Source organism: Streptomyces sp. NPDC107498 (assembly GCF_055582805.1).
The window spans coordinates 184,234-200,774 of the sequence record NZ_JBVJPE010000014.1; the positions used below are offsets into that span (position 1 = coordinate 184,234).

Annotated in this window: 12 protein-coding genes; 8 read left to right on the forward strand and 4 right to left on the reverse strand. The window is 73.8% G+C overall.

Going from position 1 to position 16,541, the window contains the following annotated elements; translation table 11 throughout:
- Positions 1–134: 134 nt before the first annotated feature.
- On the forward strand, positions 135–992 hold the full coding sequence (locus ACZ66Z_RS24480) for a GntR family transcriptional regulator (protein ID WP_469937299.1): 858 nt from the start codon (positions 135–137) through the stop codon (positions 990–992).
- Between the two features lie 306 nt (positions 993–1,298).
- The gene (locus ACZ66Z_RS24485; protein WP_469937301.1) at positions 1,299–2,951 is read left to right on the forward strand and encodes a hypothetical protein; all 1,653 of its coding nucleotides are present in this window, start codon (positions 1,299–1,301) and stop codon (positions 2,949–2,951) included.
- A 40-nt stretch (positions 2,952–2,991) separates the two neighbouring features.
- Here ACZ66Z_RS24485 and ACZ66Z_RS24490 read toward each other — a convergent pair whose 3' ends face one another.
- On the reverse strand, positions 2,992–3,780 hold the full coding sequence (locus ACZ66Z_RS24490; RefSeq protein WP_469937303.1) for a hypothetical protein: 789 nt from the start codon (positions 3,778–3,780) through the stop codon (positions 2,992–2,994).
- Positions 3,781–4,120: 340 nt separating this feature from the next.
- Entirely contained in the window at positions 4,121–5,815 is a 1,695-nt protein-coding gene (locus tag ACZ66Z_RS24495) for a PucR family transcriptional regulator (protein ID WP_469937305.1), read from the reverse strand.
- Between the two features lie 305 nt (positions 5,816–6,120).
- Here ACZ66Z_RS24495 and ACZ66Z_RS24500 point away from each other — a divergent pair, with 305 nt between their 5' ends.
- From ACZ66Z_RS24500 to ACZ66Z_RS24520, 5 genes are all read left to right on the forward strand, one after another.
- On the forward strand, positions 6,121–7,011 hold the full coding sequence (locus ACZ66Z_RS24500; protein WP_041131867.1) for an FAD binding domain-containing protein: 891 nt from the start codon (positions 6,121–6,123) through the stop codon (positions 7,009–7,011).
- Positions 7,012–7,013: 2 nt separating this feature from the next.
- Positions 7,014–7,607, forward strand: a complete 594-nt coding sequence (locus ACZ66Z_RS24505) for a (2Fe-2S)-binding protein (RefSeq protein ID WP_469937307.1) — start codon at positions 7,014–7,016, stop codon at positions 7,605–7,607.
- A 2-nt stretch (positions 7,608–7,609) separates the two neighbouring features.
- On the forward strand, positions 7,610–10,009 hold the full coding sequence (locus tag ACZ66Z_RS24510) for a xanthine dehydrogenase family protein molybdopterin-binding subunit (protein WP_469937309.1): 2,400 nt from the start codon (positions 7,610–7,612) through the stop codon (positions 10,007–10,009).
- Between the two features lie 256 nt (positions 10,010–10,265).
- Positions 10,266–11,738 (forward strand): NCS2 family permease, encoded by a 1,473-nt coding sequence (locus ACZ66Z_RS24515; protein ID WP_469937311.1) that lies wholly within the window; start codon positions 10,266–10,268, stop codon positions 11,736–11,738.
- Positions 11,739–11,775: 37 nt separating this feature from the next.
- Positions 11,776–12,912: an XdhC family protein gene (locus tag ACZ66Z_RS24520; protein ID WP_469937313.1), complete on the forward strand. Its 1,137-nt coding sequence runs from the start codon at positions 11,776–11,778 to the stop codon at positions 12,910–12,912.
- A gap of 75 nt (positions 12,913–12,987) precedes the next feature.
- Here the strand turns inward: ACZ66Z_RS24520 and ACZ66Z_RS24525 are convergent, their stop codons facing one another.
- Both ACZ66Z_RS24525 and ACZ66Z_RS24530 read right to left on the reverse strand, forming a co-directional pair.
- Positions 12,988–14,298 carry an ROK family transcriptional regulator gene (locus ACZ66Z_RS24525; RefSeq protein WP_469937315.1) on the reverse strand — a complete coding sequence of 437 codons (1,311 nt, stop codon included), beginning with the start codon at positions 14,296–14,298 and terminating at the stop codon, positions 12,988–12,990.
- A 154-nt stretch (positions 14,299–14,452) separates the two neighbouring features.
- Positions 14,453–15,058, reverse strand: a complete 606-nt coding sequence (locus ACZ66Z_RS24530) for a TetR/AcrR family transcriptional regulator (protein ID WP_469937317.1) — start codon at positions 15,056–15,058, stop codon at positions 14,453–14,455.
- A 115-nt stretch (positions 15,059–15,173) separates the two neighbouring features.
- Between ACZ66Z_RS24530 and ACZ66Z_RS24535 the strand changes: the two genes are divergently transcribed.
- Positions 15,174–16,325: an acyl-CoA dehydrogenase family protein gene (locus ACZ66Z_RS24535; protein WP_469937319.1), complete on the forward strand. Its 1,152-nt coding sequence runs from the start codon at positions 15,174–15,176 to the stop codon at positions 16,323–16,325.
- Positions 16,326–16,541: the final 216 nt, after the last annotated feature.

A 16,541-nucleotide genomic window follows, 5' to 3' on the forward strand; every position in this document is an offset into this window, starting at 1 on the left:
TCTCTCACCACCGGAGAACCCCTCCCACCTGCGGGGGCGGCCCGTATGCCCCGGCTGTCGGTCCGTTCGCCTATGGTGCACAGAGGGCCCCGGCGACGCGAGCCGGGCCCGCACGAGGCCGCAGGAGGACCCGGGTGGAGCAGGGGGCAGCGCGCGAGCGGGCGACGGAGAGACCGTCCCCGCCCTTCGGCGACGCCGCGGGAGCCACGCGTCCGGAGTCCGCACGCGCGGCGTCCGTACGTCCCGGGCCGCCGCACCCGGAGTCCGTGCGGGTCCCGGAGCAGACGCGCGGCTCGGAGCCGGACCGCGGCCCCGAGCGCGCCCGCGGCGAGCACACCCACGGCGAACCGGCGGGCCTCGGCCCCCGCACCGTGCGCAGGCACTCCGTCCGCGGCCAGATCCTCGAAGCCCTCCGCACCGCCCTCGTCGGCGGTGAACTCCGCCCCGGCGAGGTGTACTCCGCCCCCGTCCTCGCCGAACGCTTCGGCGTCTCCGCCACCCCCGTCCGCGAGGCCATGCAGCGCCTCGCCGTCGAGGGGGCCGTCGAGGTCGTGCCGAACCGCGGCTTCCGCGTCACCGAGCGCACCCCCCGCGAGCTCGCCGAACTCGCCGAGGTCCGCGCCCTCATCGAGGTCCCCGTCATGCTGCGGCTCGCCCGCACGGTCCCGGCCGCCCGCTGGGCCGAGCTCCGGCCGCTCGCCGAGGCCACCGCGACCGCCGCGGCCCGGGGGGACCGCGCCCACTACGCCGAGACCGACCGGGCCTTCCACCGGGCCGTCCTCTCCCTCGCCGGGAACGAGCAGCTGCTCGCCGTCGCGGACGACCTCCACCGCCGCTCGCAGTGGCCGCTGATCAGCGCCCCCGCCCTCCGCCACGGCGACCTCGTCGCCGACGCGGCCGAGCACACCGCCCTGCTCGACGCCCTGATCGCCCAGGACCTGAACGTCGTCCAGACCCTCGTACGAGAGCACTTCACCGGCTCCGCGTGCTAGGGGGCGTCTGACGATTCCGCCGGGTCCGGCCCTCCCGGCACGCACGCTCGCCGCACGGCCGAAACGCCCAAGCGGCTCCGCTACGAGGGTGCCCCGGCCGCACGCCGATCGCACGCACCGAACGACCCGGCCTGATCCGGCGCGAATCGTCAGACACCCCCTAGGCCCCCCCGGGGACCGGGGTCCCGGCGTCCCGCGTCGTTTCACGAGTCGGTTTCGTCGGCGTGGTACCGGGCGCGGTCCGGACGACTAAGGTCGGAGGCGTCAGCCTTCCGCCGTGTCGCGTCACCCGTGAGGTGTCCCCCTATGCCGTCCGCGAGCCCGTCCCCGGAGTGGGGCGGTACGGAAGCCGAGGCCGCCGCGCTGCTCGGCTGGCTCACCGATCCCGAGGCGCCCCGGCTCTGTCTCGTCACCGGCGCCCCGGGCAGCGGCAAGACGGCCCTCCTCGGCTGGCTCGCCGCGCACGGCCCGCGCTCCGGACGCTCCCGCCGCCGGGCGTCCCGGGTGCTCGTCCCGCTCGCGGGGCAGAGCGCCCTCGGCGCGGCCTGGACGATCGCCGACCGCCTCGGCGTCGTGGCCCGGTCGCCCGGCGACCTCGTCCACGCCCTCGCCACCAGCGAGCCGCGCCCCGCCGGCGGGGCCGTCCTCCTGCTCACGGACCTCCACGCCGCCGCCGAACCCGCCGCGCTCACCCGGCTCATCGCGGAGCTCGCCGGAGTCGGGAGGGTCCGCCTCGTGGTCGAGGCCCGGAGCGACGCCGCGGCCCCGGCCGTCCTGCGCGCCGAACGCCGGATCGCCGTCGTCGACCTGGACGGCGGGCCCGAGTCCGCCGAGGACGCCCGGGCGGAACCGGCCCCGTCGCTGCCGGACCTCTCCGACCCGGCCGCCGTCTGCGCGGCCGATCCGCTGCTCGTCACCACGGCGTACGTCACCGGCGCCGCCCTCGCCGGGGTGCCCGGCACCCTCGACGGGCCCGAGCCGTCCGCCCGCCCCGGCGAGGGCACCGCCGACGAGCACGGCGGGCTCCGGACCGCCTGGATGCGCGCCGGACAGTCGCTCTGCCGCGAACAGGACCCGTCCGAAAGGGCGTTGGTCCTGCTCGCCGCGCTGGGCGACGGCGCCGACCCCCGGCTCCGCCCCGCCCTCGCCGACCTCGCGGAAGCCGCGCCGTGGCGGGTCCGGTGGGCCCGTCACCGCGGCGATCTGACACCGCCCTGGCCGGGCCCGGTCACCGTGCTCGGCGCGGCGGGCGGCCCCCTGGAGGGAACCCTCCTCGTCGGCGACCCCACCGGCACCGTGCGGCTGCTCCACGAGGCCGACGCGAGCCCGGCCGGCCGCCTCGCGCACACCGTCCCCGGCCGGATCACCGCGCTGGCGCCCGCGCCCGACGGCACGGTGCTGCTCCTGGACGACCGGGGCCGGCTGCACGCCGTACGGGGGGCGGCGCCCAGGCCCCCGTACCTGGAACGGCTCACCGAGGCGGTCTCGGCGACCCTGGCCCGCCACCCCGGGACGGCCCTCGCGGCGATCGCCGGCTCGGTGGTGGTGGGGGACCGGCTGGGCTCCGTCCACGCCTTCGGCCTGACGGGACTCCACCAGTCGGCCTCGCACAGCGGCCGGGTCACGGCCGTCGCCGCGGTCGAGTCCGAGACCCCGTTCGTCTGCTCCGGCGGCGCGGACGGGAGCGTCCGGCTCTGGACGCCGGGCCGCACCGCCCGCCCCGAGCCCCTCGCCGAACGCCCCTCGCAGGTCGTCTCCCTGCACGCGACCGAGACCCCGCACGGGCCGCTGGTCGCCGCCGCCTGGGCCGACGGCCTGGTCGAACTCCACCGGCCGGAGGGCGGCCCGACGCTCTCCTTCCGCCCGGGCCCCCCGGTCCGCGCGGTCGCGGTCACCGGTTCCGGCTCCCTGCTCGTCGGCACCGACGAGAGCCTGGTGTGCCTCGCGCCGCGGAGCTGACCCGTGACGGGACGTCAGCAGACGTCCCGTCGACGGTACTTCAGCCGGCGACCCGGGGCGTCAGCTGGGCCGAGAGCCAGGTCGGCACCCCGCCGAGCAGCTGGAAGAGGCGCCGGGCCTCGGCGCGCAGCCGGCCCGCCTCCGGCTCGGTCTCCGTGGTCGCCAGGGCGGTGAGCGCCGGGGCCGTGCCGACCAGATAGCCCAGCTCCTCGCGGATCCGCAGGGACTCGGCGAAGCCGTGCCGCGCCTCCGCCAACTCCCCCTCGCGCAGGGCGAGTCCGGCGAGGTGCCGCCAGGTGGAGGAGAGCAGCAGCGAGTCGCCCCGGGCGGTCGCCCCCTCGTGCGCCCTGCGGTACGCGGCGCGGGCAGCCTGCGGGGAGTCGCCGAGGTTCTGGGCGACGAGCCCGCGTCGGAAGTCCAGGAGGGGACGGCCGCTCGCGGAGGGGGCGATCAGCGCCGCCGCCCGGCCCAGCGCCATCCGGGCCTCGTCGGCCCGGTCGCGGACGCCCAACAGGGTGGAGGCGTAGGCGAGATGGCCGCGCTCGCAGGCCGCGGCCCCGCGTTCCTCGTCGGTGCCGGCGACGGCCTCGGCCGCCCGCAGCGCCTCCTCGGCGTCGGCCCAGCCCTTCTCGGTGTAGAGGCAGCGCTCGATGAGCAGCGCGGCCCGTTCGAGCGCGGCCGCCGGTTCGGACGCGTGCGGCGCGAGCAGCGCGGCCGCGTCCGTCCAGCAACCCCGGGAGCGGAGCCGCCATATGGCGGTCTCCACGGGTGTCTCCTTGCCGTAGGCGAGGGACGGATCTTCGCCACCCCTTGATTCGGAACCAGACATGGCGGTATCCGCCACATTGCCCTCCCCGAGCGCGCCATCGAGCTGTTGAGTAGGACGGCATCTCAGCACGGATGGGAGTACCCGGCCAAGGGGTCGGGTGAAAGTTTTCACAAGAGTCCGGAGGGGGCGCGGACTCCGACCCCGGCCCGTTCCGACCGGGCGCCGGACGGCCCGCCGGCCCGTGATCACGCCGGTGATCAGGCCCGGACCCGGTCCGCGGACCCCGTGCCGAAGGGCCCGCCGCGGCCCCGTCCGCCACTCCTTCGGACTCGCCCGAAGGAGTGAAACGTCGGGACCCCGTCGGGCCCTGGCGCATCCGGTCCGGTTCACCCGGACGGCGTCAGCTCATCCGCAGCGCCAGGAAGAAGTCGAGCTTGTCCTCCAGGCGGGAGAGGTCACGGCCGGTGAGCTGCTCGATCCGGCCCACGCGGTAGCGCAGCGTGTTCACGTGCAGGTGGAGACGGGTCGCACAGCGGGTCCAGGAGCCGTCGCAGTCGAGGAACGCCTCCAGGGTCGGGATGAGCTCCGCCCGGTGGCGCCGGTCGTAGTCGCGCAGCGGGTCGAGCAGCCGGGCCGTGAAGGCGCGCCGGACGTCGTCCGGGACGAACGGCAGCAGCAGCACGTGCGAGGCCAGCTCGTGGTGCCCGGCGGCGCAGACCCGGCCCGGGCGGGCGGCGGCCACCCGGCGGGCGTGCCGGGCCTCCTCCAGGGCCCCGCGCAGGCCCTCCGCCGAGTGCACGGCGGCGCTGACGCCCAGCGTGAGGCGCCCGTCGCCGTCGAGGCCCGCGGAGAGCGGCGCCCGTACGGAGGCGAGCAGCGCGTCCGCGTGGAGGCCGAGGGCGGGGGCCGGGCCCTCGTCCTCGCTCTCCGGCAGCGGGCCCGCGGCCAGCGGGACCAGGGCGATCGCCTCGTCGCCGCTGTGCGCGACCGCGATCCGGTCGGCCGACTCGGCGCCGACGGTCGCCGGATCGACGAGGACCTCCTCCAGGAGCGACTGCGCGACCGGCCCGCTGTCCACGGGGGCCTGGCCGGCCTCCTGCTCCCACTCCACGCGGGCGACGACCACCTGCCAGTGCGGGGCCGTGCCGAGCCCGGGCAGCAGCACCGGGGCGGCGACCCGCAGGCGGGCCGCGATCTCGGCCGGCGCGGCACCCGTCTGCACCAGCTCCAGGACCTCCTGGGCGAGCCGGCGCCGCACCGTACGGGCCGCGTCGCGCCGGTCCCGCTCGACGGCGATCAGCTGGGTGACGCCCTGGAGCAGGTCGAGCCGGGCGGCGGGCCAGTCCCCGGCGTCCGCCTCGACGGCCAGCAGCCAGTCCGACAGGACCGTCTCGCGCACGTCCCGGGAGGCGGGCGCGGCACCCCGGCCCGTGTTGCGGATCGGGAAGAGCGAGTAAGCGGTTCCGGCGACGCTCAGCCGGTGCGGGCCGCGCCGGCCGGTCCGGGTGGCGGCCAGGTGCTCACCGGCCAGGGTGGCGGCCAGCCCGGCCTCCAGGGGCTCGCCCGCGCCCGCGATCTGGCGGCCGGTGGGGGAGAGGACCCAGGCCCGCAGGTCCAGGTCGGAGCCGAGGAGGTCGAGGACGACCTCGGGTCCGCCGCCCGCGGGGCCGGAGGTCATGAGGCGGCGGTGCCGGTCGACGACGGCCGCCAGGTCGCCGGCCCGTTCGCCGGAGACCTGTCGAACAACGTGCTCGGTGATCGTCGCGAACGCAACGGACTCGTTCACTGCGAACAGCGGCAGCCGGTGGCGTGAACACGCCTCCACGAGATCGTCGGGAATGTCGCCGAGCTCGGCCTCACCCGCCGCGAGGGCCGCCACCCCGGCCGAGGCCAGGATCCGGACGAAGGGCTCGGCGTCGGCCGTGTCCGTCCGCCAGGCGAGGCCGGTCAGCACCAGCTCGCCGCCGGACAGGTACCGGCTGGGGTCCTTGAGGTCCGTCGTCATGACGCCCCGGACGGTCCGGTCCAGCTCGTCCTCGCCACCGAGCAGGCGCAGCCCGAGCGCGTCGTTCTCCAGCAGTGCGCGCAGCCGCATCGTGTCGCCGCCGTTCCTTCGTTCGGTGATGGTGGTGTCGCGTTGTCGACGGTGGCGCGATGCCACCGTTTCCAGGGGGAAACGGAGAGGTTTCTGTTTCCCGTCGTTCGTTCGAATCTACAAGACGACGGCGGGCACCAGCCAACTCCTTCATGTTTTCGGTGACTGCACCCCGGGCGATCGTGGCTTGTGTACTAGGCCACACACCGCGTGAACAGCACATGAACACGATGTCGAGGGCCGGCCGTCCCCCCGGACCCACTAGCTCGACCCCCGATCACCAGAATCACTAGAAGAGAGCCACCATGGACTTCCTTCGCCCCGCCAGCTGGGAGGAGGCGCTCGCCGCCAAGGCCGAGCACCCCACGGCCGTGCCCATCGCCGGTGGTACCGACGTCATGGTCGAGATCAACTTCGACCACCGGCGCCCCGAGTACCTCCTGGACCTGAACCGCATCGAGCTGCTGCGCGAGTGGGAGGTCGGCGAGGAGAACGTACGCCTCGGCGCCTCCGTCCCGTACACGCAGATCATGGAGAACCTGCGCGCAGAGCTCCCGGGTCTGGCGCTGGCCTCGCACACGGTCGCCTCCCCGCAGATCCGCAACCGCGGTGGCGTCGGCGGCAACCTCGGCACCGCGTCGCCCGCCGGCGACGCCCACCCGGCCCTGCTCGCCGCGGGCGCCGAGGTCGAGGTCGAGTCGGTGCGCGGCAACCGCTTCATCCCGATCGACGAGTTCTACACGGGCGTGAAGCGCAACGCGCTCCAGCCCGACGAGCTCATCAAGACCGTCCACATCAAGAAGGCGGACGGCCCCCAGCAGTACTCCAAGGTCGGCACCCGCAACGCGATGGTCATCGCCGTCTGCGCCTTCGGCCTGGCCCTGCACCCGGAGACCCGGACCGTGCGCACCGGCATCGGCTCCGCCGCGCCGACCCCGATCCGCGCCAAGGAGGCCGAGGCCTTCCTGAACGCGGCTCTGGAAGAGGGCGGTTTCTGGGACAACGGCAAGATCATCACCCCTTCGATCGCGAAGCAGTTCGCCGACCTCTGCTCGGCCGCCGCCAACCCGATCGACGACGTCCGGGGCACCGCCAAGTACCGGCGCCACGCCGTCGGCATCATGGCTCGCCGCCAGCTCGGCTGGACCTGGGAGCAGTACCGCGGCGCCGGCCGCACGCTTGAGGGAGCTGCATAACCATGCGCGTCAATTTCACGGTCAACGGTCGTCCGCAGGAAGCCGACGACGTCTGGGAGGGCGAGTCCCTCCTCTACGTTCTGCGTGAGCGCCTGGGTCTGCCCGGCTCCAAGAACGCGTGCGAGCAGGGCGAGTGCGGCTCCTGCACGGTCCGCCTCGACGGCGTGCCGGTGTGTTCGTGCCTGGTCGCCGCCGGTCAGGTCGAGGGCCGCGAGGTCGTCACCGTCGAGGGCCTGGCGGAGTACGCCAAGGAGCGCGAGGCGCACGGCGGTTGCGCCTCCGGTGCCTGCGGCACCTCGGTCGACGCCGCCAAGAAGTGGGAGGCCAAGCCCCAGGACTCGCAGACCGGCGAGGGCATCGAACTCTCCCCGATCCAGCAGGCGTTCATCGACGCCGGCGCCGTCCAGTGCGGTTTCTGCACCCCCGGTCTGCTCGTCGCGGCCGACGAGATGCTGGAGCGCAACCCGTCCCCGACGGACGCGGACATCCGCGAGGCGCTCTCCGGCAACCTCTGCCGCTGCACCGGTTACGAGAAGATCCTCGACGCGGTCCGCCTCGCGGCCGCTCGCCAGGAGCGTCAGGGAGAGGCGGTCTGACGATGGCTCAGAACACCCGTACGGTTCCGGTGGGCACGCCCACCGACGTCACCCAGAACCACACACAGGGCGGCGTCGGCGCGTCCACGCTCCGTCCCGACGGCACCCTCAAGGTGACCGGCGAGTTCGCCTACTCCTCGGACATGTGGCACGAGGACATGCTGTGGGGCCAGGTCCTGCGCTCCACCGTCGCGCACGCCGAGATCGTCTCCATCGACACCTCCGAGGCCCTCACGACGGACGGCGTCTACGCCGTCCTGACGCACGAGGACCTGCCGGCCGCCAAGAACTACGGCCTGGAGTTCCGGGACACCCCGGTGCTCGCCTACGGCAAGGTCCGCCACCACGGCGAGCCGGTGGCCCTCGTGGCCGCCGACCACCCGGAGACCGCCCGCCGCGCCGCCGCCAAGATCAAGATCGAGTACCGGGAGCTCCCGGTCATCACGGACGAGGCCTCGGCCACCGCCCCCGACGCGATCCTGGTCCACGAGAACCGCGACGACCACCACGCGGCCCACGTCCCGCACCCCAACATCGTGCACCGCCAGCCGATCATCCGCGGCAACGCCGCCGAGGCCGCCGAGCGCGCCGACGTCATCGTCAAGGGCGAGTACACCTTCGGCATGCAGGACCAGGCCTTCCTCGGCCCGGAGTCCGGCCTCGCCGTACCGGCCGAGGACGGCGGCGTCGACCTGTACGTCGCCACCCAGTGGCTGCACGCGGACCGCGAGCAGATCGCCCCCTGCCTCGGCCTGCCCCAGGACAAGGTCCGGATGACCATGTCCGGCATCGGCGGCGCCTTCGGCGGCCGCGAGGACATCTCCATGCAGATCCTCGCCTCGCTGCTCGCCCTGCGCACCGGCAAGCCGGTCAAGATGGTCTACAACCGGTACGAGTCCTTCTTCGGGCACGTCCACCGGCACCCGGCGAAGCTCTACTACGAGCACGGCGCCACCAAGGACGGCAAGATCACGCACATGAAGTGCAAGATCGTCCTGGACGGCGGCGCCTACGCCTCGTCCACGGTCTCGGTCGTCGGCAACGCCTCCTCCCTCTCGGTCGGCCCGTACGTCATCGACGACGTGGAGATCGAGGCGATCGGCCTCTACACCAACAACCCGCCCTGCGGCGCCATGCGCGGCTTCGGCGCGGTCCAGGCCTGCTTCGCCTACGAGGCGCAGATGGACAAGCTCGCGGCGAAGCTGGGCATGGACCCGGTCGAGTTCCGCCAGCTCAACGCCATGGAGCAGGGCACGATCATGCCGACCGGCCAGGTCGTGGACTCCCCGGCCCCGGTCGCCGAGCTGCTCCGCCGGGTCAAGGCCCGCCCGATGCCGCCGGAGCGCCAGTGGGAGACCGCCGGCGAGGGCGCGGACGTCCGCGCGCTGCCGGGCGGCCTCTCCAACACCTCGCACGGCGAGGGCGTCGTCCGCGGCGTCGGCTACGCCGTCGGCATCAAGAACGTCGGCTTCTCCGAGGGCTTCGACGACTACTCGACCGCGAAGATCCGCCTGGAGGTCATCAACGGCGAGGCCGTCGCCACGGTCCACACCGCGGCGGCCGAGGTCGGCCAGGGCGGCGTCACGATCCACGCGCAGATCGCCCGCACCGAGCTCGGCGTGCAGCAGGTCACCATCCACCCCGCCGACACCCAGGTGGGCTCGGCCGGGTCGACCTCCGCGGGCCGCCAGACGTACATGACCGGCGGCGCCATCAAGAACTCCTGCGAACTCGTCCGCGAGAAGGTCCTGGAGATCGGCCGGCGCAAGTTCGGCTCGTACCACCCGGCGTGGGCCAACGCCGAACTCCTCCTGGAGGGCGGCAAGGTCGTCACCGACGGCGGCGAGGCCCTCGCCACCATCGCGGACGTCCTGGAGGACCAGGCCGTCGAGATCGAGGAGGAGTGGCGGCACCGTCCGACCCAGGCCTTCGACCGCGTCACCGGCCAGGGCGACGGCCACGTCCAGTACGCCTTCGCCGCGCACCGCGCGGTGGTGGAGGTGGACACCGAGCTCGGTCTCGTGAAGGTGATCGAGCTGGCCTGCGCCCAGGACGTCGGCAAGGCGGTCAACCCGCTCTCCGTGATCGGCCAGATCCAGGGCGGCACCACCCAGGGCCTGGGCGTCGCGGTGATGGAGGAGATCATCGTCGACCCGAAGACGGCGAAGGTGCGCAACCCCTCCTTCACGGACTACCTGATCCCGACCATCCTCGACACGCCGACCATCCCGGTCGACTACCTCGAGCTGGCCGACCCCAACGCGCCGTACGGCGTCCGGGGCATCGGCGAGGCCCCGACCCTGTCGTCCACCCCGGCCGTCCTCGCGGCGATCCGGGCGGCGACGGGCCTGGAGCTCAACAAGACGCCGGTCCGCCCCGAGGCGCTCACCGGCACGCTGTAGGACTCTCCGGGCGGTGCGTGCCTCCCCGGAACGTCACGCTTCCACCGCCCGCACCGCCCGGAGCACTCCCTCTCGGGAAACCCGCATCACCGCAGTACCCGCATCACCGCAGTACCCACGCTTCACGGCATCACCCGTTCGTCTCGGGCCGTCCCCCGGGTCGTGCAGCCAACGAAATATCCCAAATCCCGCAGCTTCACCGTCAGAGCTTCGAAGTCTGATGCGGGTGCCCCTTTGAACCTTGGGAGTAGGCCCCATGACCCAGTCGTCTGTGGAGCCCAAGACCGCCTCGGAGGACGCGGGCTCCGGCTCCAACGTCCCCGCCGGCCGTTCTTGGCTCGACCGGTACTTTCACATCTCGGAGAGAGGATCCACCGTCGCGACGGAGATCCGCGGCGGCGTCACCACCTTCATGGCGATGGCGTACATTCTCCTGCTCAACCCGATCCTCCTGGGCGGCCCGGACGTCGACAAGCACGTCCTCGCCACCTCCGCCGTCATCACGGCGACCGCCTTCGCGGCGGCGGTGACCACCCTGCTGATGGGCTTCGTCGGCAAGGTCCCGCTCGTCCTCGCGGCGGGACTCAGCGTCTCCGGTGTGCTCGCGACCCAGGTCGTGCCCCAGATGACCTGGCCGCAGGCCATGGGCATGTGCGTCGTCTACGGTCTGGTGATCTGCCTCCTGGTGGTCACCGGTCTCCGCGAGATGATCATGAACGCGATCCCGCTGCCGCTCAAGCACGGCATCACCATCGGCATCGGCCTCTTCATCGCGCTGATCGGCTTCAACAAGGCCGGCTTCGTGGGTGCCGGCCCGCAGTTCGGCCCGCCCATCACCCTCGGCGCCGGCGGCGAGCTCGTCGGCTGGCCGGTGCTGATCTTCGCGGTCACCCTGCTCGCGATCTTCGCGCTCCAGGCCCGCAAGGTCCCGGGCGCGATCCTCATCGGCATCGTCGCCGGCACCGTCATCTCCCTGATCGTGAACGCGGTCGCCGACGTCCCGGCCAAGGGCCCGGGCGCCTGGGCCAACGGCGCCCCGGAGCTCAAGGGCAGCGCGGTCTCGCCCCCCGACTTCTCGCTCTTCGGCGACGTCTCCTTCGGCGGCTGGGGCGACGTCGGCTTCATCACCGTCGGCGTCATCGTCTTCACCCTGGTCCTCGCCGGCTTCTTCGACGCGATGGCCACCATCATCGGCGTCGGCACCGAGGCCAACCTCGCCGACGACAAGGGCCGGATGCCCGGCCTGTCCAAGGCGCTGTTCATCGACGGCGCGGGCGGCGCGATCGGCGGCGTCTCCGGCGCCTCCGGCCAGACCGTCTTCGTGGAGTCCGCCACCGGCGTCGGCGAGGGGGCCCGCACGGGCTTCTCCTCGGTGATCACCGGTCTGTTCTTCGCGGCCGCCATCTTCTTCACCCCGATCACCCAGATCGTGCCCCGCGAGGTCGGCTCCGCCGCCCTGGTGGTCATCGGCGCGATGATGATGATGAACGCCAAGCACGTGAACTGGGGCGACAGCTCCGTCGCGATCCCGGTCTTCCTGACCGTCGTCCTGATGCCGTTCACCTACAGCATCACCCCGGGCGTCGCGGCCGGCGTCATCGCCTACACCGTCATCAAGGTGGCGCAGGGCAAGGCGCGCGAGGTCGGCGCGTTCATGTGGGCCCTCACCGCGATCTTCATCGTGTTCTTCGCCCTTCACCCGATCGAGGGTTGGCTGGGCGTCAGCTGACGCCCGACCCGCCCTCCGTACACCCAAGGAGACCGACATGCTGGACATCGCCGAAGAGCTGCACCGGTGGGTCGAGCAGGGACGCACGTTCGCCGTCGCCACCGTGGTCGCGGTCGGCGGCAGCGCGCCCCGGCAGCCGGGAGCCGCCCTCGCCGTCGACGGGGACGGCACGGCGATCGGATCGGTCTCCGGCGGGTGTGTGGAGGGCGCGGTCTACGACCTGTGCGTCCAGGCCCTCGAAGACGGGAAGACCGTCGTCGAGCGCTTCGGCTACAGCGACGAGGACGCCTTCGCGGTCGGTCTGACCTGCGGCGGCATCATCGACATCCTCGTCACCCCGGTCCGCGGCGGGGTCTTCCCCGCCGCGCTGGCCGCCGCCGTCTCGGGGGAGGCGGCGGCCCTGGCCCGGATCGTCGGGGGCCCCGACGAGCTGATGGGCCGGGCCCTGCTCGTCCGCCCCGACGGCGCGTACGAGGGCAAGCTCGGCGGCCACCCCGAGCTGGACCGCACCGCGGCCGCCGAGGCCCGCGCGATGCTCGACGCGGGCCGCACCGGCACCGTGGAGATCGGCGAGGACGGCAGCCGCTGCGGACAGCCGCTGACCCTCCTGGTCGAGTCCTCCGTCCCGGCCCCCCGCATGATCGTCTTCGGCGCCATCGACTTCGCCGCCGCCCTCGTCCGGGTCGGCAAGTTCCTCGGCTACCACGTCACCGTCTGCGACGCGCGGCCCGTCTTCGCGACGCCGGCCCGCTTCCCCGAGGCCGACGAGATCGTCGTCGAATGGCCCCACCGCTACCTGGAGTCGACCGAGGTCGACGGCCGGACCGTCCTGTGCGTCCTCACGCACGACGCCAAGTTCGACGTGCCGCTCCTCCGGGCCGCCCTGAAGCTTCCCGTCGCCTACATCGGCGCGATGGGCTCCCGCCGCACCCACGAGGACCGCAACAAGCGCCTCCGCGAGGTCGGCGTCACCGAACTCGAACTCGCCCGCCTGCGCTCCCCGATCGGCCTCGACCTCGGCGCGCGCACGCCCGAGGAGACCGCCCTCTCGATCGGCGCCGAGATCGTCGCCAACCGCCGGGGCGGCAGCGGCGTCTCCCTCACGGGCGCCCACACCCCGATCCACCACGAAGGGCCCCGCGCGCCGGCCGGGCGCATAGGCTCGGTCGCCTAGCCCGCTTCCCCCTGCACGGCCCCACTTCCCCCTGCGGAGCCCCGGGACCGGACCGTGCCGGAGGGCGGCGCACGCTCAGCGCGCCGCCCTCTGCCGTACCGTCGACGCCCACGCCGGCCGCCCCTCCGCGGTCTCCGCCTCGGCCCGTCGCCCGCCCCGGGCGAAGAAGTCCGCGAGCGGCAGGATCGCCGCGCCGACCGTCACCGCGTCGGGGCCCAGGGTGCCCATGCCGATGTCGACCCGCGCCGCCGGGTACTTCAGGGCGTACTCCGCCGCGTACCCCTTCACCGTCTCCAGGAAGCGGGCGCCGAGCTGGAGGCCCGCCCAGCCGCCGACGAGGATCCGCTCGGGCTGGAAGAGGTTGATCAGATCGGCGAAACCCGCGCCCAGGTACTCGGCGGTCTCCTCCAGGACGGCCGACGCGGTGGCGTCGGGACCCGCGGCGGGGTCCGCCGGGTACGCGGCCGCCAGCATCGCCGTCAGGGCCGTCTCCTCGTCCGCGCCCGCCGGAGGCCGCCCGCCCGCCTCCCGCCAGCGTTCGAGGAGGGCCTCCGCGCCCGCGTACGCCTCCAGGCAGCCCCGGGCGCCGCAGCGGCAGCGGCGACCCCGGACCCGCACCGTCAGATGACCCCATTCGAGCGCCCGGCCGGGCCCCATCGGGTCGGTGACCACACAGGCGCCGACGCCCGAGCCGAAGAGGACGACCACGGCGCTGCGCGCGCCCCGGCCCCCGCCGAACCACATCTCGGCCTGGCCGAGGGTCTTGGCGCCGTTGTCGATCCAGTACGGCACCGAGGCCGGCAGGTCCACGCTCCCGCGAAGGAGCCGTTCCAGCGGTACGGCGTCCCAGCCGATGGTCTGGCCGTGCACGACCGCGCCCTCCTCGGCGGCGCGGGCGACGATGCCGGGCACGCCGACGCCGACGCCGAGCAGCCGCTCGGCGGGGACGTCCGCGCTCCGGAGCACCTCCGCGACGCCGGCCCGCACGTGCTCGACGACGACCCCGACCTCGTACCGGTCGTGCGGGTTCGGCCTGTCGACCGCCAAGGGGCGCTCGGTGCGGGCGAGTTCGGTGAGGGTGAGGTCGAACAGCTCGATCCTGACCCGGGTCTCGCCGACGTCCACGCCGATCATGCAGCCGCTGCCGGGGGTGATCCGCAGCAGGGTACGGGGGCGCCCGCCGGCCGAGTCGACGCTGCCCGCCTCCTCGACGAGGCCCTCCGCGACGAGCTCCGCGACCACGTTGCTGACGGAGCCGGAGCTCAGCCCGGTGGCCGGGCCCAGGGAGAAGCGGCTCATGGGGCCGTCGAAGTACAGGCGCTGGAGGACGGCGGTGCGGTTCTCGCGTCGCAGGTCCTGCACGGTCCGGCCGTTCCGCATGGTCACTCGGGCCCCCTGGTGAAGTAGTCCTGACCGCAACATACCGCTGCCGGGCCCCGGGCGCGGCCTTCTCTCGACATTTAAGTCATGACATGAAATAAGGCGGTGAGGGGTGGTCGGACACGCCCGCGAGGTCCGCCTCCCCGACGCGCCGGGGTCCTCAGGCCTTCCGGAGGCCGCTGAGCAGCAGCTCGGCCAGCTGGTCGTACGCCTCCGCGTCGGCGAGACCGGTCGCCGCGGCCACCTGGCGCCGCTGGATGCGGACCATCACCGAGGAGATGACGTCGGCCGCGAAGGTCACGTGCACCTCGCGGAACACACCGGCCCGCACGCCCTCCTCGATGAGCTGCTGGACCCGGCCCGCCGCCGCCCGGGTGTTCCGCTCGTACACCTCCGCCGCCGGCTCGAAGGCCGCCACGTCGTCGAAGAACTGCGGCGAGACGGGCGCCAGCTCGGCCGAGACCGCCCGCAGGTAGGCGGCGAGCCGCTCGGCCGGGTCCGCCGCGGCGGCGAGCACCGCCTCGACCCGGGCCGTGGCGCGCCGGAAGAAGTGCACGACCGCCGCCCGGACCAGCTGCTCCTTGCTGCCGGCCAGGCCGTACAGGGTCCGCTTCGAGCAGCGCAGCCGCGCGGCGAGGTCGTCCAGCGTCAGCCGGGCGAAGCCCTCGCCGACGAGGAGGGCGACGAGCTCCTCGAAGAGGGCGGAGCGGCGCGCCGCTCCGCGGCCCGTCAGCTGGGGGGCGTCGGCGGCGGAGGTCTCGATCACCCCGCCAGTATTCCAGGTCGCCGTTCCGGGGGGTTACGGCGGCACCCTTCTGCGCTACGCTCAGCGGTACTGCAGTACCCTTCCCAGTACCACTTTGCGCGCCGCTGGAGTCGCCATGGATGTCGACCGCCTGCTTCCCACCCCCGAGGCGGCGGACCTCATCGCCCTCACCCGGGAGATCGCCGACAAGGAGCTCTCTCCTCGGGTGGACGAGCACGAGGCCGCCGAGACCTATCCCGAAGGGCTCTTCGCCACCCTCGGCGAGGCCGGGCTCCTCGGCCTCCCGTACCCCGAGGAGCACGGCGGCGGAGGCCAGCCCTACGAGGTCTACCTCCAGGTCCTGGAGGAGCTCGCCGCGCGTTGGGCCGCCGTCGGCGTCGCCACCAGCGTCCACACGCTGGCCTGCCACCCCCTCCACACCTTCGGCACCCCGGAGCAGAAGGAGCGCTGGCTCCCCGCGATGCTGGAGGGCCGGAGCATCGGCGGCTACAGCCTCTCCGAGCCGCAGGCCGGCTCCGACGCCGCCGCCCTCACCTGCAAGGCCGAGCGCCAGGACGACGGCAGCGGCTACCGCGTCACCGGCACCAAGGCCTGGATCACCCACGGCGGCAAGGCCGGCTTCTACGCCCTCTTCGCCCGCACCGCCCCCGGCGGCCACGGCGTCTCCTGCTTCCTCGCCCCCGGCGCCACCGAGGGCCTGAGCTTCGGCGCCCCCGAGCGCAAGATGGGCCTCCAGGCCGTGCCGACGACGGCCGCGTACTGGGACGGCGCCCTCATCGAGGAGGACCGGCGCATCGGGGACGAGGGCCAGGGCCTCCAGATCGCCTTCAGCGCCCTCGACAGCGGTCGCCTCGGCATCGCCGCCTGCGCCACCGGCCTCGCCCAGGCCGCGCTGGACGCCGCCGTGGCGTACGCCAACGAGCGCACCACCTTCGGCCGCCGGATCGTCGACCACCAGGGCCTCGGCTTCCTCCTCGCCGACATGGCCGCCTCCGTCGACGCGGCCCGCGCCACCTACCTGGACGCGGCCCGCCGCCGCGACCTCGGCCGCTCCTTCAGCCGTCAGGCCAGTGCGGCCAAGCTCATCGCCACCGACACGGCGATGAAGGTCACCACGGACGCCGTCCAGGTCTTCGGCGGCTACGGCTACACCCGTGACTTCCCGGTCGAGCGCTACATGCGCGAGGCGAAGATCATGCAGATTTTTGAAGGGACGAACCAGATCCAGCGCCTGGTCATCAGCCGGGGACTCGCCCGACCGGCGTGACCCCGGAGTCCGTCCGCCCCCGGCCGCAGCGGAGCGCCGGGGGCGGCGACGGCGTCACCGTGCGCGGCGGCGGTCAGAAGGGTGTGGTCGAGCGCGTTCATGGCGGATTTCCTCGTCCGTGGGCGCCTGCCCCGGGGGTTGCTCGCCGAGGGCGGCGTCGGCCCGGGTGTCACTTGCCGAGGGAGGCGACGCCCGCCTGGGCGAACTTCTCGTCGA